At 59.0% G+C, this 23699-nt stretch carries 27 protein-coding genes; 1 reads left to right on the forward strand and 26 read right to left on the reverse strand.

The genetic code is table 11. The features are described 5' to 3' along the window. Positions 1-9: 9 nt before the first annotated feature. The 22 genes from D7X94_RS00110 to D7X94_RS18905 all read right to left on the reverse strand — a co-directional run bounded on the left by D7X94_RS00110 (position 10) and on the right by D7X94_RS18905 (position 18338). On the reverse strand, positions 10-501 hold the full coding sequence (locus tag D7X94_RS00110) for a hypothetical protein (RefSeq protein WP_120425663.1): 492 nt from the start codon (positions 499-501) through the stop codon (positions 10-12). Between the two features lie 10 nt (positions 502-511). Then, complete coding sequence (locus D7X94_RS00115; protein ID WP_120425664.1) at positions 512-1540, reverse strand: phage late control D family protein; 1029 nt, start codon at positions 1538-1540, stop codon at positions 512-514. Between the two features lie 3 nt (positions 1541-1543). Next, complete coding sequence (locus D7X94_RS00120; RefSeq protein WP_243111043.1) at positions 1544-1768, reverse strand: tail protein X; 225 nt, start codon at positions 1766-1768, stop codon at positions 1544-1546. A gap of 12 nt (positions 1769-1780) precedes the next feature. Continuing rightward, complete coding sequence (locus tag D7X94_RS00125; protein ID WP_120425665.1) at positions 1781-5041, reverse strand: phage tail tape measure protein; 3261 nt, start codon at positions 5039-5041, stop codon at positions 1781-1783. A 4-nt stretch (positions 5042-5045) separates the two neighbouring features. Beyond that, positions 5046-5180, reverse strand: coding sequence for a hypothetical protein (locus tag D7X94_RS19420; protein ID WP_279221723.1), 135 nt, complete (start codon positions 5178-5180; stop codon positions 5046-5048). Positions 5181-5209: 29 nt separating this feature from the next. Next, a complete protein-coding gene (locus D7X94_RS00130; RefSeq protein WP_120425666.1) occupies positions 5210-5578 on the reverse strand; it encodes a phage tail assembly protein in 369 nt (122 codons plus the stop codon). A gap of 34 nt (positions 5579-5612) precedes the next feature. Continuing rightward, positions 5613-6137 carry a phage major tail tube protein gene (locus D7X94_RS00135; protein ID WP_120425667.1) on the reverse strand — a complete coding sequence of 175 codons (525 nt, stop codon included), beginning with the start codon at positions 6135-6137 and terminating at the stop codon, positions 5613-5615. A 106-nt stretch (positions 6138-6243) separates the two neighbouring features. Next, positions 6244-7731 (reverse strand): phage tail sheath family protein, encoded by a 1488-nt coding sequence (locus D7X94_RS00140; protein ID WP_120425668.1) that lies wholly within the window; start codon positions 7729-7731, stop codon positions 6244-6246. Further along, positions 7732-8034, reverse strand: a complete 303-nt coding sequence (locus tag D7X94_RS00145; RefSeq protein ID WP_120425669.1) for a hypothetical protein — start codon at positions 8032-8034, stop codon at positions 7732-7734. Continuing rightward, positions 8031-8585, reverse strand: coding sequence for a hypothetical protein (locus D7X94_RS00150; protein WP_120425670.1), 555 nt, complete (start codon positions 8583-8585; stop codon positions 8031-8033). Before D7X94_RS00150 ends, D7X94_RS00145 begins: the two co-directional genes overlap by 4 nt. After that, positions 8582-9181, reverse strand: coding sequence for a phage tail protein (locus D7X94_RS00155; RefSeq protein WP_158590827.1), 600 nt, complete (start codon positions 9179-9181; stop codon positions 8582-8584). The genes D7X94_RS00150 and D7X94_RS00155 overlap by 4 nt, the downstream gene beginning before the upstream one ends. Further along, positions 9178-9513: a hypothetical protein gene (locus D7X94_RS00160; RefSeq protein ID WP_120425672.1), complete on the reverse strand. Its 336-nt coding sequence runs from the start codon at positions 9511-9513 to the stop codon at positions 9178-9180. The genes D7X94_RS00155 and D7X94_RS00160 overlap by 4 nt, the downstream gene beginning before the upstream one ends. Then, complete coding sequence (locus tag D7X94_RS00165; RefSeq protein WP_120425673.1) at positions 9510-9875, reverse strand: DUF2190 family protein; 366 nt, start codon at positions 9873-9875, stop codon at positions 9510-9512. Before D7X94_RS00165 ends, D7X94_RS00160 begins: the two co-directional genes overlap by 4 nt. Before the next feature lie 16 nt (positions 9876-9891). Further along, positions 9892-11418: a phage major capsid protein gene (locus D7X94_RS00170; RefSeq protein ID WP_120425674.1), complete on the reverse strand. Its 1527-nt coding sequence runs from the start codon at positions 11416-11418 to the stop codon at positions 9892-9894. Between the two features lies 1 nt (position 11419). Then, a complete protein-coding gene (locus D7X94_RS00175; RefSeq protein WP_243111044.1) occupies positions 11420-12115 on the reverse strand; it encodes an HK97 family phage prohead protease in 696 nt (231 codons plus the stop codon). Next, the gene (locus D7X94_RS00180) at positions 12045-13607 is read right to left on the reverse strand and encodes a phage portal protein (protein WP_120425676.1); all 1563 of its coding nucleotides are present in this window, start codon (positions 13605-13607) and stop codon (positions 12045-12047) included. Before D7X94_RS00180 ends, D7X94_RS00175 begins: the two co-directional genes overlap by 71 nt. 5 nt (positions 13608-13612) lie before the next feature. Then, positions 13613-13864: a peptidylprolyl isomerase gene (locus tag D7X94_RS00185; RefSeq protein WP_120425677.1), complete on the reverse strand. Its 252-nt coding sequence runs from the start codon at positions 13862-13864 to the stop codon at positions 13613-13615. Next, on the reverse strand, positions 13857-14012 hold the full coding sequence (locus D7X94_RS18260; RefSeq protein ID WP_158590828.1) for a hypothetical protein: 156 nt from the start codon (positions 14010-14012) through the stop codon (positions 13857-13859). The genes D7X94_RS00185 and D7X94_RS18260 overlap by 8 nt, the downstream gene beginning before the upstream one ends. 13 nt (positions 14013-14025) lie before the next feature. Next, positions 14026-15858: a phage terminase large subunit family protein gene (locus D7X94_RS00190; RefSeq protein ID WP_120425678.1), complete on the reverse strand. Its 1833-nt coding sequence runs from the start codon at positions 15856-15858 to the stop codon at positions 14026-14028. Next, positions 15855-16406 carry a hypothetical protein gene (locus D7X94_RS00195; RefSeq protein WP_243111045.1) on the reverse strand — a complete coding sequence of 184 codons (552 nt, stop codon included), beginning with the start codon at positions 16404-16406 and terminating at the stop codon, positions 15855-15857. The genes D7X94_RS00190 and D7X94_RS00195 overlap by 4 nt, the downstream gene beginning before the upstream one ends. Before the next feature lie 80 nt (positions 16407-16486). Further along, positions 16487-17854, reverse strand: a complete 1368-nt coding sequence (locus tag D7X94_RS00200; RefSeq protein WP_243111047.1) for a site-specific DNA-methyltransferase — start codon at positions 17852-17854, stop codon at positions 16487-16489. A gap of 13 nt (positions 17855-17867) precedes the next feature. Then, positions 17868-18338 (reverse strand): hypothetical protein, encoded by a 471-nt coding sequence (locus D7X94_RS18905; protein WP_243111049.1) that lies wholly within the window; start codon positions 18336-18338, stop codon positions 17868-17870. Between the two features lie 185 nt (positions 18339-18523). Here D7X94_RS18905 and D7X94_RS18065 point away from each other — a divergent pair, with 185 nt between their 5' ends. Next, positions 18524-18730: a hypothetical protein gene (locus tag D7X94_RS18065; RefSeq protein WP_147401625.1), complete on the forward strand. Its 207-nt coding sequence runs from the start codon at positions 18524-18526 to the stop codon at positions 18728-18730. Positions 18731-18955: 225 nt separating this feature from the next. Here the strand turns inward: D7X94_RS18065 and D7X94_RS00210 are convergent, their stop codons facing one another. The 4 genes from D7X94_RS00210 to D7X94_RS00230 all read right to left on the reverse strand — a co-directional run bounded on the left by D7X94_RS00210 (position 18956) and on the right by D7X94_RS00230 (position 23690). Then, on the reverse strand, positions 18956-19324 hold the full coding sequence (locus tag D7X94_RS00210; RefSeq protein ID WP_120425679.1) for a sigma-70 family RNA polymerase sigma factor: 369 nt from the start codon (positions 19322-19324) through the stop codon (positions 18956-18958). A 28-nt stretch (positions 19325-19352) separates the two neighbouring features. Then, the gene (locus D7X94_RS00215; protein ID WP_120425680.1) at positions 19353-20711 is read right to left on the reverse strand and encodes an SNF2-related protein; all 1359 of its coding nucleotides are present in this window, start codon (positions 20709-20711) and stop codon (positions 19353-19355) included. Then, positions 20708-20992 carry a VRR-NUC domain-containing protein gene (locus tag D7X94_RS00220; RefSeq protein ID WP_120425681.1) on the reverse strand — a complete coding sequence of 95 codons (285 nt, stop codon included), beginning with the start codon at positions 20990-20992 and terminating at the stop codon, positions 20708-20710. Before D7X94_RS00220 ends, D7X94_RS00215 begins: the two co-directional genes overlap by 4 nt. A 253-nt stretch (positions 20993-21245) precedes the next feature. After that, positions 21246-23690: a virulence-associated E family protein gene (locus tag D7X94_RS00230; protein WP_120425683.1), complete on the reverse strand. Its 2445-nt coding sequence runs from the start codon at positions 23688-23690 to the stop codon at positions 21246-21248. Positions 23691-23699: the final 9 nt, after the last annotated feature.

Raw genomic sequence — 23699 nt, forward strand, 5'->3', positions numbered from 1 at the left:
CACCTCCCCTTAATGCGGTTTACTCGTTTCTCCATGCACACCAGAATGGGTGTGGTTTTCCAGGCTGATACCGTCCGCTATCACATCGCCGTTCACGGTCACATTGCCCGGAGCGGTAATGCTGATATTCCCGCTGTCCCGGTTCATCTCCAGGATGCAGGAGCCCACCTGAATCTTATAAACTCCGGTATTGGCGTCATACCGTTCATAGGCTTCTCCCGGCTTTTTGTAGTTATACTCTTTGCGGTACAGCCCCTTGAAGCCCTCCACCGGGCGCCACTCGTTATGCCAGGTAGGGCCCAGGATGAACGCCATGCCGGTACCGTTGGACAGGTGTGCCACCAGCACCTGATCCCCAACCTCCGGCATCATGTACTGCCAGGAGAGAAAAGGGAACTCGGCGGTGGTGCTGCCGTCCTTGTCCTCATAGGTCACCCGGGCTGTGCCTTTGGGATAGTTAAAGCTGGATATTTTTCCGATACGCAGGTATTGGGTCTGCATGGTATCACCTCTATGAAACCGTACTTGAGGCCGATTTGGCCGCTGTCACCCTGGGCTGCACCAGCCGCATATCCAGGGCCATCTTGTAGCCGCTGCCGATATCGTGGTCTATCTTCTCCACATAGAACTTGCCGGAGAGCTTGCCCAGGCCCTTGATCTCCACGCAATCAGAGGCAATCAACCCGGGCCGGGCCATCATGGTGATGCTCATAGTGGTGGCGTCCCGGTTGGCCTTGTTCAGCGCGGCCAGGGCTATCAGTGTAGCCTCTCCCAGATTCTCGGCGGCGTCGTTCACCTCCAGGATGCGGTCGCCGCCCCCGGCGGTCACTGTGAAGGTGCGGTTCTTTTCGCTGTTGGTGTACTGGTACTTTACCCCAGTATAGGTCTGGTCCAGTTTGGTGTTCCAGGACCAGCCGGGCTCAAAGTCCTTTTCGGTGAGGGTGAATTTCGGGGCTTTGGCCTCATATTTCCCCTCATCGAACACCACCAGCTTGTCATTGTAGATTTTCAGCGCGTAGCCGTACTTCTCCACCAGGGAGCCGAAGAACGCGCAGTCGGTCTGGTTGTTCTGCTCCACTTTCTCAATGCTCACCGCCCCTGCCTCATAGTGCAGCGCTACTTTGGCCCTGGAAGCCACGATTTGGCCGATTTCCTTGAGGGTGGTACTCTCATAGGTTTCTGTGCGTTCAGTGGCCTTAAAGCCGCTGGCAGCGGGCAGAGCGAGGCCCTCCAGGTCCAGGCGGATGGGCCCGCCCTTGAAGCTGAAATCGTCCACCAGAAACTTCCCGCAGGGAAACTTCTTCTTTTGGCCATCCCTCTCCCAATTATAGGTTTCTATGGTGGGCTGCAGCCGGTCCCCCTTTTGGGGGAACCAGCCGTTTATCCACTTGCGGTCCCGGTCATTGATGGAGATACTGATACTGTCGCTGGAGCCGGAGGCCACGTCCGTATACTTAAAGGCGCTGAGATAGGGGGCCAGCTGTACCTCGGCTTTCACACCGTTGTACAGTATGTCCACCGTTGCTTTTCTTGGATCCATTGGCTATTTCCTCCAATCGGGCAGGCCGTCCACCCCGTCATAATCGTCCGCCACCGGTACCGCTACCACGATGCCGGTGGGGAACACCTGATAATCCAGAAGCCGGATATTCTCTCTGGCCTCCATAAGAAGCTGGGTGTGCCGGGGGAGAGCGCGAGGCTCTCCCCCATAGGCCCGCAGCGCGATGGTGTCCCAGGTATCGCCCATTATGGTGGTTATGGTGTTCACGGCCTGCACCTCCTAGAAGTCTTTCCTGCTATGGTCTTTCATCCACTTGCTCATCATCTCATTGAACTTGCTCTGGGACATTTCCTCCGCGCCCTCCAGGTCCTCTTTGGTGGGAGCCTCGCCCTGGAAGTAATACTGGGGCGAATAGTTTATCTGCATGGGGGGCCCGCCCGCGGCTGCAGGCTGCGGCCCGCCTTTCACACCGTCCAACAGGTCGGCAAAGGAAAGCCGCCTGCTGTTTTCCGCAAGCCCCAACTGCTGGCCCAGAGAGTTGATGCGCTCACGCACACCGCCGATGGACTCAGCGAACATCCCACGCATCTGCTGCCACAGCACGGAAAGGGGCAGTACGGCCTCTTTCCCGTCCTCGCCGCCGCCCAGAAGGTGGTTGCCCTGCATACCGAATATCTGAGCCCCGCTCAGGATGCCGCCATCCTTATACCAGCTCACGCTGAAATTGGGAGCGGTAGGCGGCTGCAGGCTGAAAGCCCCGCTGATATTCACATGGGGCACCTTCAGGTGGGGCAGCGACCAGGAGAAGTTCATGGCCGCCCGCATCTTGCCTACGGCGTTGGTGACTGCCGTAGCCGCGGCGTTCATCTTGGTTTCCACAGCGGACCGCACCCGCTCGAAGCTGGAGGTGGTCTGCTGCACCACCGCGTCACAGCCGGTCTGAGCGGCGCTCTGTACGCCGGGCATACCGCTCTGCAGGCCGGCGGTCATACCGTCCGTGTAGGCCGTACCGGAAGCCACGGCAGAGGTATTCACGGAGGCCAGGCCCTGACTGATGGAGCCGTTCAGGGAGGCCGTGGCGGACGCGCCCATGCTGGCTACCGTGCTGTCCAGCTGGCCCGCGCCGGACGCCACCCCGGAGTTGATCCCGCTGGTAAGCGCCGCGCCGGCCGCGTTGGCGCTGGCGGTCATGCTGGGCAGGGCCGTGTTCAGGCTGTTCTGCATCCCGGTCACGGCGGAGCGCCCCACGCCGCTGGCAGCTTCCTGCACTGCCGGAGTGGTGCTCTGTATGGCCGCCGCCGTGCTGTCGCCGGTTTCCTTGCCCTTGCCGGAGAAGAAGCTGGTCACATTGTTCCAGATATTCCCCACAGATTCGAACAGGCCGCCAACCGCTGACAGGATACCGTCCTTAATTCCGTTGAGAATATCCATGCCCAGCTGGAGCCAGTCAATGCTCAGAACACCGTCCACCAGGGTCATGAAGATGTCCCAGCCCACCTGCAGCCAGTTCACCGAGGTGAGGGCCGTAATGATGGACCAGCATATCTGGGGGATAGCTGCCAGCAGGGAGGGGATCGCCTGCAAAAGCCCTTGGGCCAGCGTGACGATCAGCTGAACGCCTGCCTGCAGGATAGTGGGGATATTGGAGATGATGCCGTTTGCCAGGCTGGAAATGATGGATGGTACCGCCGAGATAATTGCCGGCAGTCCCTGCATCAGCCCACTCACCAGGCCGTTGATAAGGGCGACCGCCCCATCAATGAGCATTCCCGCGTTGGCGCATATGGAGGCCACCAGGTCGACCACCATCTGCACCCCCTGCTGGATGACCGTCGGCAGGTTCGCCTGCAGCTGGGAGCCGAAGTCGCTCATCAGCGTGAAGGCGGCGGTCGCTATCTGCGGTATGGCGGTGAGGATCCCCTGCACCAGCTGGCCTAAGATTTGACCGCCCATAGAGAGCAGCTGGGGCAAAAGCACACCGATCCCGCCGATGAGCTGGACAATGATGTCCGTCCCCGCGGACAGGATGGCGGGCAGATTGGCTGTGATTCCGGCTCCCAGGCTTTGGATCGTCTGGGAGCCTATTGCAATGATGTTGGGTATCTCCCCGGCCATGCCCTGCAGGAATTGGGCCAGAAGCGCGGCCCCGGCGCTCCAGAATTCCGCGTAAAAACTGCCGAAAGCTCCCAGCCCCTGAACTACCAGCTGGGAGAGGCCCTGCGCCAGCACCGGTCCGTTCTGCACCAGGCCGTTCAGTAAACTGGTAGCGATGACCGAAGCCATCATCACGAACTGTGGGGCAAAGTTTACCGCTTTCGCCAGCACGTTGCTCAGCACGTTTCCGACGGCGGAGGCCATGCCCTCAAAGCCGCCATTGGTGAGAGCGTCCGACAGGGTGTATATCTGCTCTGTGGCAAACTGCGCCGCTCCCCGGAGAGGCTCCTGCAGGTTCTGGTATACCCTTATCCCGGTATCCTCCAGGGCCGATTGCAGGGTAGCCAGGTCACCGTTGAGGTTGTCCAGCTTGGTGGCCCTCATGGCCTCCAGCGCGCCGTCCGCGTTATACAGCTGTTCGCTCAGGGCCTCCCATTCCGTCACGCCGTCCGCCGTAGTGGTGTTCAGGCCGGACATCAGATCGTTCAGCGCGTCAATATGCTGCTTGCCACCTATTGCCGCAAGCGCCGCGTTGCGCTGTTCCTCCGACAGCCCGGCGGTGGCCTGGTTTACTTTCTGGAGGGTAGCTTCCAGGCCGATAAACTTCCCCTCACTGTCAAAGGCAGAGATGCCCAGGCTTTCCATCATCTTGCCCGCCGCGCCTGTGCCCGTGGTCAGATTCGCCATGATGGCGTTCAGAGCGTTGCCGGCCTCCGAGCCCTTCAGGCCGCGGTTGGCCAGCACACCCAGCACAGTGGCCGTATCCTCTATGGGGATATTCAGCCCCTTCATGGTTCCGCCTACGCCGATGAACGCTTCCATCATCTGTTCGGCGCTCTGGTTGGATTTGTTCTGGGCCTTTGCGGCTATATCCAGATATCCAGCCAGATTGTCCACGGACACACCCGCCGCAGACATGGAGTCCGTTATCATGTCAGAACAGTGGGCCAGCTCCATACCAGATGCCTCGGACATTTTCAGCACCGAGGGCAGAGCCGATATGGAGGTGTCCACGTCCCAGCCCGCAAGGGACATATACTCCAGGGCGTTAGCGGATTCCGTTGCGGTCTTGGAGGTAGTGCGGCCCATTTCCATTGCCGCCGCCTCCAGCTTTTTGTACTCTGCTTCGGTGGCGCTTGCCGTAGCCGCCGCGGAGGACATAGCCGCCTCAAATTCCCGCCCTGTGTTCACAGAGGCCACGCCAGCCGTGGCCAGCGCCCCGCCTACAGCGGCCAAAGAGCCGGCGGCGATCTTCATACTGCCCGCCGCCATGCCCCCCAGCCCCTTCAGGCCGGATACCGCTTTCTGTGCTGCGGAGATGGCAGAGCCAAAGTCCTTTTCCAGCTTGGCCGCGATCTTTATTGTTACTTGGGACGGCCCTGCCATACTCTCACCTGCCCTTGTTGGCCTTTAGGTTCTTCACATAGTCCGCTAGTTCTTTGGCTACCTGCAGAAGCTCCAGGTAGTCCATGTTCATCAGCTGGAATAAGTCACAGCGCATAGAGAAGGAGAGCTGCACACACAATTTGCGCAGCTCCCCTCCGTCTCCCGGTCTTATTCCTCGCCGTAGAAAAAATTTGTTACCTTATTCTTGACCTTCTCCATCTCCCTGGGGGGCAGGCCCTCGAAGAACTCCACCGGGAGCTTTGCCGCCTTTGCCGCCATGATGCACACATAGTTGATGTTCATCTCCGGCAGCGGGGTGAACACCCCGGTGCGGGCCAGCCGCTTCTCCGCCTCGATCATATCTTTGGTGGAGAGGTCCTCCAGGCCCGCCAGGTCCACCTCGGTGTAGTCTTTGTCCTCGAAGCGGTACGGCTTCTTAAACTCTACCAGGGTATCGGGTATAGGCTCCGCCTCGGGGGCCGCCGCCAGCTCGGTCACGTTCTCGGTCACGTCAATGATGTTGTTGTCTTTTGCCATGATGATTGCCTCCTAAAATTTTTTTTGCTTTCTATCAGGTGAGGGCGCGGACCTTTGCCAGCTGATCCACACCGTTTACCACGTACTTGGGGTTGAGCTTGTCCAGCTCCAGCTTCTTTTCGTCGCCCATCTCAATGAGAATGTAGGTCAGCTCCAGAGTGACGGAAGCGTCCATCACGTCATGCAGCTTGACCGTGCCGGGCTTGACCTTCTTGCACTTCCCCCGGAACACCACACGCAGGCCCATATAATTGGTGTTCTGCGTGGCCTGGTCCGTATACTGGATGGCGCCCCGGAGGGTAAGGTCTACCGCTTTCGTGGGGGCGATCATGTCAAAGAAATCTTTGTTGACCACCCGGAACGGTACCTCCTGCTCCAGGCTGCTGAAGTGCCCGGCTACCACAGCCTCGTATTCGCCCAGGATACCGGCCCCGGATACAGAAGCCGTGAGGGCCTCCAGGTCGGGGAGCGCAACCTCGCCGGTTACACCGACCTGCTTTTTACCGGTATTATAGGTGTTGAAGTCATGGACGACTTCGGGGATTCCTGTTACTGCCATTTCAATTCATCCTTTCCAGAGTTTTGCGGTCCCGCATAGCGGGATTGCGGTTTTTCAAACCGCAAAGCAAAACTCATTAAGTTGAAAAATTTATTTTTCAATCTTATCAACCCCCAGTCAGAGCCGCGCTGAGAGCGTCGGGGTCAAATTCCAGAATGTTCAGAATGTCCTCCGCCGGCACATAGGGGGCAAGGTGCTGGTGGAAGGTGAGCTTGCCGTTGATCAGGTCCGTCACCGCGTTTTCCTCGGCGTTGAACTCAATATAGGCCGCCGCGCACTTCCCCTGGGCCACATAGGCCCCGCCCCGGATATTCTCCGTGTCCACAATGGCCTGGATCAGCCGGGGGTCAGCGGGATCGTCCACCTTCTGGGCGTAGGTCAGGATGAAGCTGTTGCCCCACCAGCTGAAGAACCGGCGGCAGCAGAACCACATATCTTTGGGGTCAGAGTTGGCCGGGTAGGCCGCCGTGCGGTTGCCCCAGGTTTTCCAGCCGTTGTTGTTGATGGCCGCAGTCACGCCAAAGCTGTTGACGGCGTTCCCCTGCAGCTGGTCCAGAATGACCTCCGTCCCGTCCGCCAGCACGGTGCCGGTAGCGCCGATGAGCTTGTTGGAAGGGGAAAGGTTCGGCACATCATCGTTGCTGGCGTCCAGCTGGGCAGTCACAGCGGCCATAATGGCGGAGTACCAGAACCGCTGGGAGCCCACCTCGATGCAGGGCCACAGGGCCATAATGTGGATGGAGGTACACCCTGCCGACTCTTTGGACATCTTCACCTTGTCATAGGAGGTGCAGCCCTCGGAGGTGCTGTCGATGTCAATGAAGCCCTCGCAGGAGAAGTAGCCGTTGACCTCCACACACTTGGCCGCCAGAGCGATGCCCACGTCCGGGATATGGCTCCAGCCGGGGGCCAGCAGCAGGCCGGGGGTCATACCAAACCGGGGGTACACCTGCCGGAGCACCTCCAGGCCCTTCTCGCCGCCGGAGGCGCTTGCCCCGATGATGTCCCACTGGTCTACGGCGTCCGGGTCGATGGAGGTACACTCCACCTTGAGGGTGGCCGCCGCGGCGCCAGCCCCTGCAGGGGTAAGACTTACAGCCAGCTGGCCGTCATCGTCAAAGGAGAGGATGTAATCCACGTCCGGGGCCAGGTCGGTTTCCGTGGCCGCGTCCCCCTCGCCGGATACGGCCTTGATCGTGACCGTGTCCGGCAGGATGCCGGTCAGGGGAACTACGGCCTCCATATCCTCCACAGTGACGGTCTGAGGGTCGTTTTTCTTCTTATGGGTCTTGGGGTCCAGGACGTTCACAAAAATCACCGGGGCTACCGCCGCCAGCTTGAAGCTGGCGTACATGGCTTCACACAGGGTGTACTTGTGATGCCCCAGCTCATTCAGTTCCTGACTGTACCCCAGCTTCTTCACCGCCTCCGCCCAGGAGTAGGCGATCACCGGGGTGTTGGTGACGGAGTAGGGATCCTCCGCCAGATTGACAGGTGCGGTACCGAACACTACCTGCAGCCCGGCAGTCCCCAGAATAGGGGCCACCAGGCTTGTGGCCTGTTCCTGCACCCTTACGCCATGCTGAAACGCCAATTAAATCACCTCTTTCTGGACGATTTCCTGAATCTTGGCGCTGTCCTCCTGCGCCTTGCAGAACAGGGTATAGCTGCTGCCCGCCTGCCGCTGGATCTGCGTCATGGCCTTGCCAAGCCCGGAGAAAGGAATGCAAAGCCCCGCCATGTACGGCAGGGCCTTTACAACCTTATTCAGTTCCTCCGGCAGGTCGTCGTACACCGTGTTCCTTGCGGCCACGCCGGTAATGGTGGGGCCGATGTACACGGTCTTGGTTTTCTTTGCGGCCTTTTCCGCCGTCTTTACGGCTTCCTTTTTGGTCACACTAAATCACTCCATTTCGCTCTGGGAGCCTGCATCGCAAAGGTCAGCTGACAGGCCCCGAAATAGTAAGGGTAGCTTTCTTCTTCCTGAAGCGCCCACTCAAAGGGTTCCTGGCACACGAACTGCCCGGCGAGGAGGGACGTTTCCTGGTAGTGCATCTGGATGCGCTCGATGATCTCCAGAACGGCCTCATGGCCCTGGTTTTTAGGGTCGTCGTCAAATATCCCAATGAGCAGGATAACATCGGCCTTGTGGGCCGCTGTGGGGTCCTCTATGCCCCCTTTGTCCGCCCGGACGATAATGTAGGGGAACGGGTCCTCCGCGCTGGGGTCAATGGCGCCGTTGTCCATCGTCTTGAGGGGGAGATACTGCTCATAGGCTTTGGGGGCCGCCATACGGTGCAGATGCCAATCGGGCACCGGCTGGGGCAGCTCCTTCAGCCATTCGGGCCATTCTTCCTCCGGGGCCGTTTCCGGGGTCTTGAAAAAGTCATTCTTGAACAGGGCCTCCAGGTCGGCGGCCACAGCCTTTCGCAATGCGCGGACGGTCATTTACCCATCAGCTCCCCGATTTTCTGATTCACTTTCTGGCTATAGATCTTCTGGATCTCAGGTTTTAGCGCCCGCTTGGCCGCGCCCCGGCCCTCATACACCATTTCCAGCATTTTGGGCACCGACACCGAGTGCAAGACCTGCACCGGGTACCGGGCAGCGCCCTGCCGCTGAAGGATCTGCTTGGTGCGGCTTTTCCCGGATGGGACGGTAGAGGAGAACGCCTTGATGCCGCTTGAGCCGCGAATCTCCTTCAGCCCGCCGCCGGCCACCACCTCGGCCTTTGCGCCGGGAGCGCCTTTCTTGTGGCTCCTGGGCCGGGTGACATGGAACCGGGGGATGTCCAGCCGCTTGCCGCCCGCCTGGATGGTGGCCACCAGATTGCTCACTGTGGCCCGGCGTATCTTGGCCGCGGAGTTAAAGCCGGGGTTTTTCACCGTGTACCGGCTCTGGGCCTCCTGGGCCAGTATCTTCCGGGCCTCCACCGCCGTGCTGTTGATGGCGCTACGCAGCACCTTCGGGGCCTGGTCTTTCATTTTCCCCAGCCGCCGTTCTACGTCCTCCACGCCGGATACCGTTACATCGATATCTATCATCGGCTTCTGTTCACCTCCAGCATGATGGCGTACACGCCGCATTCGTCTGTGGCGTCCGTCACCCGGTATTGCTGGCCATCCAGTTTGATAAGGACGCCCTGGGGCGGCAAACTGCCGAAATCCTCAGAGGCTACATAGAGCAGGAGCTGACGCACATACACACCGTCCATGTTGGACTTCATGCGCTTCTCCCGCTCGATGTGCTCCATATCGTCCAGGACCGCCATCATCTTGCGTCCATTGACCACATGAGGCTCCCCAAACTCAGCCGGGTTCAGGAACACCGCCTTGACGTCATTCTGGAGGGTCTCCTTAAAATTCAGCGGCCTCATCCCAGCAGCTTCACCAGCACAGACTTCTCACTGGCCTCACTGGGGGCCGCGGCATAGCCCGCCGGGGTGGTGGTGCCCTCCGCCGCCGTGGCGGTAATACCAGCGCCGTCAAAGTGGACAGCCGCGCCCATCTCGATAGCGCCCTCGCCGCTCTTGGGCAGCTTGAACACACCCACCATGTGCAGGGAGCCCAGCTCCCCGGGCTTTATCTCACCGCCGGTAATGCCGAGCCTGCCGCCCACGACTACCACTGTATTACAGGGGATGGCCGTGTCTGTGGCGTTCTTGTAGTCCAAGGTTTCGCCCCGCTGGACATATTCAGCGGTCACACTGGCCTTTGAGGCCTCTTTTGCAGTTGCCATAGTTTATCTCCTTCCTTTACGCCAGAAGCGAGTTCTCAATTTTAATACCGGGATTCTTCACCGCGCCCCGGAAGTCCATAACCTGGATACCCCAATCCAGATAAATATCCCACACAAAGCCCAGCTGGCCGGCGGTTTCCATGCGGCGGATGCTGGGGATCTCCTGGCCGTTGAGGTAGTCCACCTCGATAAAGGCGGTGTCCTCAGTAGCGCCCAGCAGGAACCAGGGGGCCGCGCCAGCCCCAGCCAGCCGGTTGATCTCCGGGTCCTCCACCTGCTCCAGGCCGTAGCGGTACAGAGGGTTCACCGCCTGGGTGTTGTCCGTGGTCTGGATGGTGGGGGAGTTGAACAGGGTGAACAGGTCGAAGCCCATACCCACCGGCAGCACCAGCATGGCGGGTCGGATGGTGATGGCCTGTTCGAACTGGTCTTTCTGGGTGGAGATGGCCATAATCATGGCCTGCACAGCCTCTTTGGTGATGCCGGTGCCGGTTTTGAGCAGGTTCTTGTGGTCCGCGCTGAACAGCACCTTGTCATCGTAGATTTTGGGATTCTTCATGAGGATCTCGTAGCACTGGCGGTTGATGGTGCGCCGGGCCGCGGCGGCGTGGCGGGCGGGGATGGAAGTCACCAGCCCGATATCGTCATTGATGAACGCCTGGCGGGTAAGGGTGAACTGCTTGCCGTAGGTTTTGAGCTTACGGGTGGGCAGCTTGGCGTCCACCGGCTTGTCATGTTTCAGCTCGCCGCCCTCGGGTACCTCCACAAAGTCGCCGATAGGCCCGGCCAGGTAGTTGTTGTCGTGGGTCTTGAAGTCTGGCAGAGTGCCCTTCTTCGTCCACTTGTCAAAGGTGACAGGCACCTGCTTGTGTCCGGCCACATACGCCTTTTCGATGGCGTTATCGAGAATAGCCGGGAACGCCGCCGTGGGGGTCAGGTACTGGCGCTGCATGATGGCTGTGAACAGCTCATCCGAACTCATACGCCGGGCCCCGGCCTCGCCGGCCCGCTCCAGGCACTCAATGGCCAGGTCACGAAAACTCATAGCGGCAAACTGCCGCGCACCGTCCCCGGCGCCCTCGGGGGTATACCCGCCCCGCATGACCAGGCCGTCAGCCGCATCCCGGCGGAACTCATCCTCGCCGCTCTCACCCACAGTGATTCTACTGCCCAGAGGCGCGCCGTTCTTCTTCAGGTGCTCCAGCACGGCGGCGCGGGTTTCATCCAGGGTCTTGCCCTCGGTGATGAATTTGTCCGGCTCCATACCGAACTCCCGGCACAGGGTGGTGATTTCCGCGCTGCGCTGGCGTTCAGCCTGCAGAGCCTCATCCACCAGCTGCCGGGTGTTCTCCGGGGGAACAGGTTCGCCGTCCGGCTCCTTTTCCTCTGCCTCGATTTCACGGGTCAGGTCGTCGATCTCTCTCTGGAGAGAATCGAACTCTGCTTGTTCCGTTGCGGTAAGGTCGCGGTTTGCGTCCTTTGCAGCATTTACAAGCTCCTGCTGGCGCAGCAGCTTCGCCGCCCGAATTGCTTTTCTGCCCATTTCACATACCTCCAATGATATTTTTGTTTATTTGTAACTGCCGCTCATACACCGAAAGGGGAGCGCCAGCGGTCAACGTTGCCCTGCGGGCAAGTTGCGGAGTTTCCCCCAATGGGGAAAACTCCGGGCCGTCCCATTCCCGGCCCACACCAACAGTGGAATCGGCGGGAATGCTTACTATGCTGATCTCATAGGGCTGCCACTTTTTCATCACGCGGCATGGGCCGGAAAATCGGCCATCCTTGGACTTCTTTCCGGCCCGGACGTCCTCCGCTTCCCTCATGTTGACCATATAGCCCACGGATACACCCTTGAGGGAGCCGGATTTCACCTTGCGGTATATGGTGTCGGATTCAGCGTCATCATCAAACTCCACCTCAGCCTGCCCCCGGCCGTTTTCCACCCAGGCGCGGGTGATTTTGCCAATCACCTTATCCCGGTTGTGGTTGTAGAGCACACACCCGATGGAGTTGAGCCGGGAGAGGTCCACCGCCCCCTCGGAGTGGTCCAGAATCTCCGGGCCGAAGATGCGATCATAGGGCTCCTCACTGGAAAAGGAGAGGGTGACCTTGCGCCCCTCTCCTTCCTCCGCCCGGATGGCCGATACCGTCATGTCCCGGTGGAAATTATTCTCCGTCTCCGCTGCCCTTGTCATCGGTATCGTCATTCCCGGCAGCATCGTCCTTATCTGGCTCATCTCCGTCGCCGTCCTCTTTGTCGGGGTCAGTATCATCCTCGCCGCCGGAGCCTGCCTGTATTGCCTGTCCAAAAATCATCCCTCCCAAATCCAGGCCGTGTTCGTCCTGGGCGTATTGTAAAACCTCCGCGATATCGTCTATCTGATCCCGCCAGTCAGCGCCGTTCTCAGCCGCCACCTGCTTAAAGGTTTTCTGGCCGGTTTTCAGCGCGGTCATCACCGCCGTGGCCTCTTTTGCCGGATCGATCCAGGGTTTGGGCGGCTTTACCCATTTATGGGCAAAGTACACCTCTTTCTGGTTCCAGAAGTCGGGAGCAGAGATTTTTCCCGCCAACATGGCCGAAATGACAAAGGTTTCATATATCTCATCAATGACCTCCACCAGCAGTTCTACCTCGTCAGCATAGGTCATGCCGTCCTCAATAAGATTCTGCCGGGTGGAGCTGTAGGTGCTGCCGCTCATGTCACGGGCCACGGCCTCATAACTCAGCCCCTGGCCGGAGGACACCAGCCTCTGGAGCAGCTTGATATAAGTGGCGGCGTCCGTGGCCTGCCCCTGGGGGTTGATCATGTCCACCTCATCCCCCACGTTCAGCTCACTGACCATGCCGGGGGTGAACATGGCCCGGGAGTAAGTCTTTCCCGTCTGCCCTCCCGCGGCGCGGCCCAAGCCGGTGGGGTTCAGCCTCTTGATGAACAGCGCCACACACGCCTGGATGCGCTGCTTGGTGTCCTCCGCCACCATGAACTCATTGGCGTCCCGGATGCGGGGGAGGGTCTGGCTCATGTCGCTCATCTCCCGGAGCTGGGAGGGCCGGCGCTTGCTGAAGTAGAAGATCACGTCCTTTGCCTCCACATACACCGGCTCCGGGGCGGTAATACCGTCAATGGAGTACTGCCGGAACCAGTACCCCACCGGCTTATTGTAGGGGGTGTACTCGATGCCCCCGCACACACGGTTGCCCTTGTGCTTTGCCACAATGGCGCTGCCGTCCAGCTCGTCCACCTCCATAGCCTGGAGCTTGAACGGCAGCAGGCCGTCCCCGGTGTACCGCTTGACGAATAGCATACCGCCGTCCACCTTTTTTCGGCGGATGGCCATGCGCAGCATCTGGCTGAAGCTCTGTGTGCCGGTGACGTCGCAGTTGCGCTTTTTGCACCACTGAGCCCACAGCTTTTCGATCTGCTGATTGAGGCCCGTGTCCCCGGTTTCCGCCTGAAGAGTAAAGCCCCCGCCCACCACATTGCGGACGAAGGCCCCCATCACTCCATTGAGCATATCCGAGTTGCGCTCCAGGTCCCGGGCCCGGGCGCGCACCGTGTCCCGGCTGTAGCGGTCGGTCTGTTCCGCGCTGGCATTGATGGCCCGCCAGTTTGCGTTGAGCCGGGAATCGTCCCCGGCATCGTAGTTGCGCAGGGCGTCCCGCCAGGCCAGCCGGGTAAAGCCCCGCTGGGGGCTCACCCAGCCCACCACTCTGTCGATTATATTCATGTAAATCACCTCCCCTCAAAAAATGCCGCCACCGTTCCCGGCAGCAGGCTTCCATCTCCAGCGTTTTCCTGAGCCAGCAGTTCATTGCGCATCTGTCGCAGAAGCCCCAGGTCGGCGCGGGTCAGGCTCCGGCTCCCCAGCTTGTAGCTCTGCCCACCCACCAGGATGTTTTGGATGGCGGCGTCAACATGGGCCAGCAGTTCCCGGTTGGGGAAGGTTTCCAGGTTGATAGCGGTGCCCTCGTTATTCTCAGACATGTGAATTCCTCCCCGAACTTCCCGGAGCCAAGTCGACAATAATTTTTGCTTGAGGATATTTCTCCAGTAAGCGGTCGATAAATTCACAGATGTGTTCTAATTGCGATCTCCCGGTCAAATTTACATGAATTTCCAGGCTTCCGTTCATATGGCATTCCTCCCTATATCCAGTTCTCGTGGGTCTTGATCCATTCTTCCTCCGGCGCGGGCGCGGGTTCAGGCGGCACCGGGGGCTGGGCGATATCCTCCAGATACAGTTTCCGAACGTCCAAAATATCAGCCGCCGCGGCGGCATACACCTCGCAGTCCAGATAGTGGTTGTCGCCGTGGGAGTTTTTCTGCACCCATGTCAGCACGTTCTTTTTCCCGGAACGCACATTCACCTTGTGTTCGGCGGTCACCTGTTCAGCATATTCCCGGTCGCAGCCCTGATACACCATCCAGCTCCCTTTGTCCGCGTTTTTCTTGTGCATCCGGCCCGCTATCATATCCTTGTATAGCCCGGTATTCACCAGTACCATCTGCATACCGTGGGCCCGGCTGGTGGGCCGGTTCACCTGAGTAATACGGTAGTGGTCGTTCATGGCCCCGCTGGCCCCCTTGCTGGGCAGTGCCCACTCAGAATTTTCCGAGCAGAAGTCATACACCATATCAGTATCATAACCGCTGTCGATGAGGCAGAGGTTCACCACCATCGGCGCGCCGCCGTCCTCTCGCTGGTACTGCAGATTCATGACATGCTCCACATCCGCAAGGCTCAGCGCCTGGCCGTGGGCGATGTTCTGAGAGGTGATGTAGCTGCCCCAGGCCCGGATGGTCCAATACACACAGGTCTTTTGCACGTCTACCCCGGCAGTAAGCAGCTTGGCCCAGGAGGGAACCACCAGCTCCGGCACATGGGTCTGTCGCTCCAGTACCAGGTCGGCGTCAGTCTTGAGGGCTGTGTCCTCCCAGGGCTCTGCCATCCAGGAATTGATGAAGTTCTGATGGGATTCCGGGTCGTGTCGGCTCTTGAAGTATTCTTTGGCGATATCCGCGAACCGCACAAAGGGAGAGTAAAAGGTGTTGATCCAGAAGCCCACCCGCTTTCCGTGGGGGCTGTTCTGTTTGACCACCCGCCACTCCCCGAGCCTCAGCATCTGCCCCTTGTGCTGGTCTGTGATAACCCCGCCGCACTCCGGGCAGGCGTACACCGCCAGCTCCGCCCGGTCAACATAAGACATGCCCTCATCATTGGGGAACTTGAGGTTTGCCCACTTGAACTCTATCATCTTCCCACAATGGGGGCAGGGGACAAAGTAGTGTTTCTCGATGTCACAGTTCTGCAGGGCTTTCCAGACGTGCCCGGTGGTGATGGTAGGGGTACTGGTGATAAATATCTTGCGGTTCTGGAAGGTCTTGGTGCGCTCCCGTGCCAGGGCGATAGGGTCCGCCTCTTTGGCGCTGGCGCCGGGGTACTTGTCCACCTCATCCAGGAAAAGAAAACGGATAGCCTTGCTGGCCAGGTTCGAGGGAGAGTTGGAGCCCACCAGGCTCAGGTACATCCCGTCAAACTGAAGCTCCAGCTTTTTGCTCTCCAACGCCTGGTACCGCTCCCGCAAGGATGGCGAGGCCAGCACCATCGGCACGATACGGTTTTTGGAGATGCTCTCTGCCAACACGTCAGATGGATACACTACCATTGTGGGGGACGGGTCCTGCTGGATGATGTAGCCCAGGGCATTGAGGATCGCCTCTGTGCCGCCCAGCTGGGCTGACTTGCACAGCACAATTTCCTCTGTTTCGTAGTCCAGCAGCGCGTCCATGATGCCCACCAGATACGGTGTCATCTCATTGCGCCAGGGGCCGGGGAGGGCGCTGGTCTTGCTGTCCAGCATACGATACTTCTCGGCCCATTCAGATACAGTTAAGTCCTCCGGGGGCATGAGGCTTTCCAGGGCCTTGCGCTGGTAATCTGTCACCGGGTACTTGCGTATCCGAGGGGAGCGTTTCATTTTGCACCAGTCCCTTTGATCTGGCTCTCATCCACACCCGCCACCACAAAGGCCCGGAGCAGCTGAGTCACGCCCCCCTGCATCTCCTTTTCAATGCGCCGGGCCTCTGTGGGCTCCACCGCCCCGCCGATCCGGCTGATCAGCCGCCCCGGCAAAGACAGCGCAAACTTCTTAAAAGCCACGAAGAACCGGGCGTAGTCCAGGGTCGCTTCCTCCACGGGGATGTATTTTCCCGCAGCTATGTCCAGCTTTAGGCGGTGCAGTTCATTTTGGGTACCCTTGAGGGCCAGGTCGGCCTCCAGCTTCTGCTGCTTCAGCTCCTGCTCCCTCTCGGAGCCGGTCTTGCCGTGGGCGGCGTCCCGCAGGTAGCGGATGTACGCCTGGATGGTGGGCACCAAGTCATACTGCCGGCCGTTGGAGGTTTCTGTGGCCGGGAGCACACCGTCCTTTGTCAGTTGCTGGATGTGCCGCTCCCCCACACCGAACAGCTTTGCAATGACGCGGGTGGGATACATGGAGCCGCCGGTTATTTCGCCATTTGCACTCACGATGAGTTCAACTCCTTCCAAAATCAATTCCAGGGTATCGAGCGCAAGATTGCGCCGGTTGGTTTTTTGCCGTCCCCTGCTCATAACCTCACCGCTTTCTCCCCGGTGTATTCCTCCCAGCGCCGAACGATGACATCACAGTTGCGCTCATCCAGTTCCATGAGGTAGGCCGTGCGGCCCAGCTGCTCACAGGCCATGAGCGTGGATCCGCTGCCGGCAAAGAAATCACCTACACACCACTCCGGCTTGCTGGAATTGTTCACCAGCCTGCCAACCAGGGAGACCGGCTTCATGGTGGGGTGCATATCGTTCCGGCTGGGCCGTTTTTCGTAGAGGACGGTGGTCAGGTCTTTGTACTGCTTGACGTAGCCCTCCACAAAGGTCAGCAGTTCCTGCTTGCTCATTTTCTTAAAGTTCGGCTCATCCTCCAGAAGGATGGTATCCTGGGAGCGGTCATTGATAAAGTAATGGCCCGCCCCTTCCTTCCAGCCGTACAGAATAGGCTCGTGCCGCCATTGATAATCCTGCCGGCCGAGGACAAAGCTGGACTTTTCCCAGATAAGGCATTGCGCCAGCTTAAAGCCCGAATCGCTGAACGCCTCCCGGAACTTGGTGCCGGTGCTTTCCGCATGGAAGATGTAGGCAGCCGCGCCCTTCTTCATCACGTCAAAGGCGCAGCGGAACGCCGCCCGAAGGAATTTGTAAAAGTCGGCGGAGGTCATCTTGTCGTTCTTTATCTCGCTGGTGGCCCTGGGGCCTGTCTGGCCCAGGTAATTTTTCAGGAACACGGCCTTGCCGCCGTAGTCCACGTTGTAGGGCGGGTCTGTTACCAGCAAGTCCAGCTGGGCGCCGTTCATGAGAAGGGCCACGTCCTCACTCTCGGTGGCGTCGCCGCACAGCAGACGGTGGCGGCCCAGCTGCCAGATCTCTCCCCGGTTGGTGACGGGAGTCTGGATCTCAGCCGCCGCAGCATCCGGGTCGAATTCATCATCCTGGGCCTCATCGGGAATGTCCAGGGACTGTATCAGGTCCTCCAGCTCGTTCCGGGTGAAGCCCGCAGCGGTGAAGTCATAGCCGTCCAGATCCAGGCCCACCAGGATCTCCTTCAGCTTCTCAGTGTCCCAGCGCCCGGAAATCTTATTGAGGGCAAGGTTGGCCATGCGCTCCTTGTTCTTGTCCTGGATGTTCACCACGACTACACTTGCCTCGGTGTAGCCCAGGTCCATCATCACCCGGCGGCGCTGATGCCCGCCGATGATGGTGCCGTCAAAGTTCACCACGATGGGCTCCACGTAGGTGTTCTCCTGGATGCTTTTCTTCAGGGCCTCGTACTCCGGGTCGCCGGGGGCCAAAGGTTCTCGGGGGTTGTAGTCCGCGGGGACCAGGTCAGCCAGCCGACGGACTTCCATCTTCATGTCGGCCCCGGCGGTCATGGGGGTGATTTCCATATGGTTTCCTCCTTTAGACGCCCCTGCGCCATATCTCCGAGAGGTTTTCCAGGGCCCGCAAAACTTCCTTGCGGGTCTTGCTGGCTTCCTCGGGGAGAGGCTGGGCGGCGTCAAATTCGTTTATGTACCCTCGGATGATATCCTCTATCACAAAGCCGCTGAGGTCGTCCTGAGCGGGGGCCTTGTTCCCGGCCTTGTCGTCCCAATATTCACTTGCCCCCACCTTGCGCGGGGCGGTGCCGAAGGCGCTCACCCATTCCGGCAGGCTCTCGTTCACGGCGTCAAACCGCAAGCCCCACTTGCGGCATGCATCCACCGCTGCCTGGAGCAGCTCCCCCTCCCGGCAGGTCCAGAGTATCAGAGCCGCGCCGGATCTCTGGGCTATCAGGGCCTCGGATATGACCCTCCAGTTGGGCTTGCCGATGCCGGGGTAGGAGTTGGTGCATATGCACCCGTCAAAATCTATCGCTATCACTTTTCTCATGGCTGGGCTCCTTTGGGGGGAAAATCAGGGGCAAACGAAGCGAAGTGGCGTTTTCAAAATTCTTTTCATGCACAAAATCCGCGGGGTCACGCGGCCGCATTGGGTGCCTGGGTCAGGTAGTACCTACTCATGGGGAGGCCATAGCGGCCTCACAGACGCGCTCTGGCGGCCCTTGTGGGCCTCTCATGTGTACGCGCCTCTCCCTGTGTGTGCTGCCTGTCAGCGGCCTTGTCAAGCCCTCTGCTGTGCGCCCTCTCATGTGTCTTGCTTGCTGTGTGTGCTATGCTATGACACATGGCCTGGGCCTATGGCTGGTGCCTGTGTGTAAGTGCGCTGTCCCTCATGTTAGCTGGGCCATGCTGGCCCCTTGCTATGGGGAGTATACAGAATAACCCCCATATGTAGGCCCTGTGTACCCCCAGAAATTCGGGGCTATACACGGCCCCGCCATATAGGGGTGCGCTTTTGCGGGTGGGCCTCCAAGGGTAACACACAGCGCCCCATGCCAAGCTGCACGGGGCGCTAGTGGGAGGACAACCACATGGATGAGCCTGCTATCTGCGGGCCCTAGTATTTATTATATCGTGCGCTTTGTGCGTTTGGTGCGAAAAGTGACTTTATTTTAAATTTTCAAAGAGCTTGTAATAATGGCGCTTGACGGAGTACACAGATACCCGGTGCCCTATTTTCGCGGCCACTTGTTCCCAGCTCATGCCCTGAAGCACCCTATAATCCACGATTCTACGAAGCCTGCTGTTAGGCAACCCCCTTATAAATCCCTCTATTTCTTCTTTTTGTGCTTGTAACCCGGCCTTAACCGCCAGTAGTTCAGGCTGGATGCCGCGTATGGAAACCGTATGCTGTGTAAAGGGGAACTCTGACCCACTGCCGGACACGGTATCCGTTACAGGCTGATGCAGCTTGCGTTCTACGTCCTCCAGCTCCCGACAGATATCCGGGTACTGCTCTAAAAGTTCTTTAGTCATTGGAAAGCTCCCCCTTTTTGCTGAAATTTCACGCTGTGTATTTCTCAATCCGGGCCTTAAGGGCCTCCATCATGGACGCCTGCTCATCGGCCTTGATTTTCAAGGACTGCATGGCCTCTTCCTCCACGGTACCCTCTGCTACCAAGTAGATGATGCTGGTAGTCGATCTTTGCCCCTGGCGATAGAGGCGGTCATTGAACTGTTCGTCAAGTTCTAAATCATAAGTGGGCCCAAACCAGACGATAATGTGCCCTCCGTCCTGCAGGTTCAGGCCATGCCCTGCCCCGGCAGGATGCGCCAGCAGGATGGGTATCTCTCCCCGGTTCCAGGCGGCTATGGTGCTGCTGTCCTTCATCTGTACCGCTTGCGGGAACCGGGCTAGGATGCGGTCCCGCTCATGCTGGAAGCGATAGGCGACCAGAACTGGCTCTCCATTCGCCTCGGCTATGATATCTTCCAGGGCATCCAGCTTTTCGCAGTGAATCTCACGCGCCCTGTGGTCGTCATCATACACCGCACCGCCGGCAAGCTGTAGGAGTTTACCGTTGACGGCTGCGGCACTGGCCGCGTCTATGGTACAATCGGCCAGGGGAAGAACCGCCTCCCGCTCCAGCTGCTCATACTGGGCTTTGGATGCGTGGGAGAGAATGACGGGCCGGTTTGTTACCACCAGCTCTGGCATCTCCAGGTTGCCATCTGTTTCCAGGCTGACACAGATGTCAGAAATGCGCTCCGTGATTTCTTCCTCTGCCCCTGGCCGGGGATCCCAATCAAACACCACATAACCGTTGCGGCGACCGGGAGTGAAATACCGGTCTTTGTACCCGCCGTAGGTTTCCCCCAGCCGCTTTCCACGGTCCAGAAGGTACACCTGCGCCCAGAGGTCAAGGAGACTGCGGGGCCTGGGGGTGCCGGTAAGGCCCCAGATATGCTTAATAAGCGGTCTAACTTTCCGTAAGGCCCGAAACCGCTTAGAGGTAGGGTTTCGGAAATTGGACAGCTCATCAATAATCACCAGGTCAAAAGGCCAATGTGGGCCATAGTGCTTTACCAGCCAGGAGACGTTTTCCCGGTTGATGCAGTAGAGGTCTGCATCGGCCTCCAAAGCCGCCAGCCGCTTCTTTGCGTCTCCCAGGACCTTACTCACCCGGAGGTGCTTCAGGTGGTCCCACTTGGCGCTCTCCCGGCTCCAGGTATCCTCCGCCACTCGCAGGGGTGCAATCACCAATACCTTTGACACCTCGAAGCTGTCGTACAGAATATGGTCGGCGGCAGTCAGGGCGATAGAAGTTTTTCCCATGCCAGGCTTCAGGAAAAGCCCCGCTGCTGGATGTTCCAGAAGGAAGTCGATACAATAAGCCTGATAATCATGGGGTATGTACCTCATAGGTATCCCTCCCGGATACACGCCATCATGCTGTCTACCGCCGCTTTACTGTCTGGCACGAACACCCAGAATCCCAGCTCTCTCAGCTTTTCATGCACTCGCTTCTGCCGGGGCCGTGGCGTTTTTCCTGCATCCTTCGTCTCTGCAAAGCACATCTGACCTCCCGGCAGGAGAATGAGGCGGTCCGGCACACCAGTGAACCCGGGGCACACCAACTTGAGTGCAAGGCCCCCCGCCTTTTTCACCTGTTTGCGTAGGTATTGCTCTACTGTTTTTTCCATGATTCTTTCTCCTTTTCACGGTTGGTATCAAAATGCGGTATCAAAACGTCAATTTTTCCCTTACGCGCGTGTATTAGGCGCATTAGGCGTGTGTGCGTGTGCGCTTTCCCTTTATTCTCTTTATTTTTAGCCTTATTAACTAAAAACTGATACTTGTGATACCAAAGGCCATGAAGCCTAGCGGCTATTGGGTTTTCACGGTAGCAGTTTAGTGATACCTTACTGTTACCAGTGATACCAGCGGTATCACTTCTCATTGCGGTTTTGATACCGCTTTTTCTGCGTTCTGATATAGAGGCGGCGTCCGCCTAAAACGGTTCTGCAGGCCGTAGGGGCCGCATTTTTGCCGCCCCTTTTCCTCTGTCCATCCGTCCAGCTGGCGCAATATGGCCATAATCTCATTGCGTTCCTGCCGGGGCATCCTGGCTACATCGTTTCCTAAGCATTCACTCCATACCTCTATTGCGCTGATGGTTTCCCGCTGGATACGGCCTACAGAGGTCAATTCATCGCAGGCAGTAAACCACGACCGGCGCTGCGCTTTATCCTTTTTGGCCCAATCATCGGGGAGCAAGGTTTCCAGGTAGTCCTCTATGAGCCCCCGCCGGGGGTCGTCCTCTGTAAACTCCCGCTGCTGTTCGGCGGCATAGCTGTCCAGTTCATGGGGCAGCATCAGGGGCTCCCCCTCATGGTACCGAAAGAGGGCTTCCGCCCAGAGCTGATTTACCACGTCCGGGGTCAGGTCGTCCCACACAGTTTTCACCGGAGGCTGGGCATCCAGGCGAACCGGCCAGAAGCGGCGGTTGCCTGTGTCGTCCCGGAGAAAGCTGGTGGAGTTGGTGGTGGCGATGAACACGCACTGCCGGGGGTGGTCCTCCACCCGGCGGCCGTAGGCGGCCCTGAAGCTGTCTATCCGCTTGCTGATGAAGTTCTTGATGGCTTCGATCTCCACTTTACGCAGAGCGGCCAACTCTCCCAACTCTATGAGCCAGAAGCCTTGTATCCCCTCATACGCCTCTTTGGTGCCGATCCCGGCCACGCTGTCGGTGTACCAGCCCTTTGACATGACGGCCACCAGAGTGCTCTTGCCCCGGCCCTGGGGGCCGGAGAGGGTGAGCACATAGTCAAACTTGCAGCCGGGATCCAGCACCCGGGCCACCGCCGCCACAAAGGTCTTGCGGGTAACGGCTCGGGTGTATGGCGTGTCCTCGGCCCCCAGGAAGTCCACCAGCAGGGTGTCAAGGCGTGGGGTGTTATCCCATTCCAGCCCCGCGAGGTAGGTCTTTATGGGGTGTATGGCGTTATCTCTGGCGGCGGTTATCATCCCATCCATGATCTTTTCCTTGCCGGAGAGCTTATAATATTTTTCCAGGTAGCGCCGCAGGGCGCTGTCGTCGGCGTCCGTCCAGGTGCTGCCGTTTACCCCGTCCGTCACCTTGCGCCAGGGCAAGTCCCGCAGGGCTACTGGGCGCACTTTCAGGTCGTTATAGGCCACACAGCCCTTGAGCATAGGGTCGTGCTGCAGGATGGTGTAGGCGTTGTCAATTGTATTAAGTACATTGCCCTTGCGGTCTACCTCCAGCTTGCTGAGCCAGTCTGTATCGGCATCCGGCTCCAGCGGCGTGTCAAAGTCCGCCTGGGCCCGCTCCTGCCGCTCCCGGTTCAGGAGCCGCTTTACCTCTATGTCATTGGCGGCCAGCTCTTGCATTGCTAAAAATGACGGCCTCCGGCTCATGGGGGTGTCAGGTGCCGCATCCTCGTCCTGTTCGCCGTAAAGGTGGACGCGCACCAGGTCAAAGGCATTGCACAGTTTGCCGCTGGCGGGGTCTGTGGCGTGGTTGGAGTAGGCGAACAGGCTACCGTCATACACCACCAGGCCGGCCGCTGTGGAGCCCTTTGCGTAGGTGTAGCGGCCCTGCATGGCGCATTCAGTGTACACCTCCGAGAGGTACTTCTCTATGGCCGCATCGATGTCATAGCACCGGCAGAACGCCCCCACCAGCCCGGGCTTCATCCGGGGGTCGCCCTGCTTTTTAGCTTCTCTCTTTCGTGCTTCCCCGGCGTAGGGGGATACCGGCCAGTAAGAGGTATCCCGCCAGTCAGGGTATTGTCTGAGGATTTCGTCCGGGTCAAGCCAGGGGTTGTCGATATAGGCCGGTTCGAATACGCCATCCGCTGCAGTGCTGGGGTAGTACATGATACGCGTCGGCTGGTGCGTGGTGTCGTCAAACTGTTCTATTCCCAGGTCGTAGGCCAGTTTTCGGCTCATAGCTTCGTATTCTTCCGCTCCGACGGGGCGGGAGAGGGGTATGACCAGCCGGAGCCGGTTTCTTTCCGGGGTGTGTTTATGGGTGGGGTATACGGCTCCGGCGCAGCCGTATACCAAATCCAGCGCATCCAGCAGGCCGGGCTTGGCAAAGTCGGCATCCAGGGTGAGCAAGGTGCGGTGTTCCAGGTGGTCTGCCTTGCGGCGGCCCTCCTTCAGCCAGCCCCCTACAAAGCCCCCCACATCTTTTAGGGCGTCTTGTTCCTCTTTGCCCATCTTGAAATAATCCCGCAAATTCTCTTTGGTGCGGGTCGTGGTCAGCAGCGAATCCAGGAACTCTGACCAGGGGAGCTCTTTGTTTTTGCCGGTCTTTGCTTTTCTGGAGGAAAATACCGCGATGTGAATACCACCGTCATATTGTAGCGTTGGCATGAGCCGCCC

The sequence above is a fragment of the Acutalibacter sp. 1XD8-33 genome (genome assembly GCF_003612555.1).
Taxonomy (GTDB): Bacteria; Bacillota; Clostridia; order Oscillospirales; family Acutalibacteraceae; genus Acutalibacter.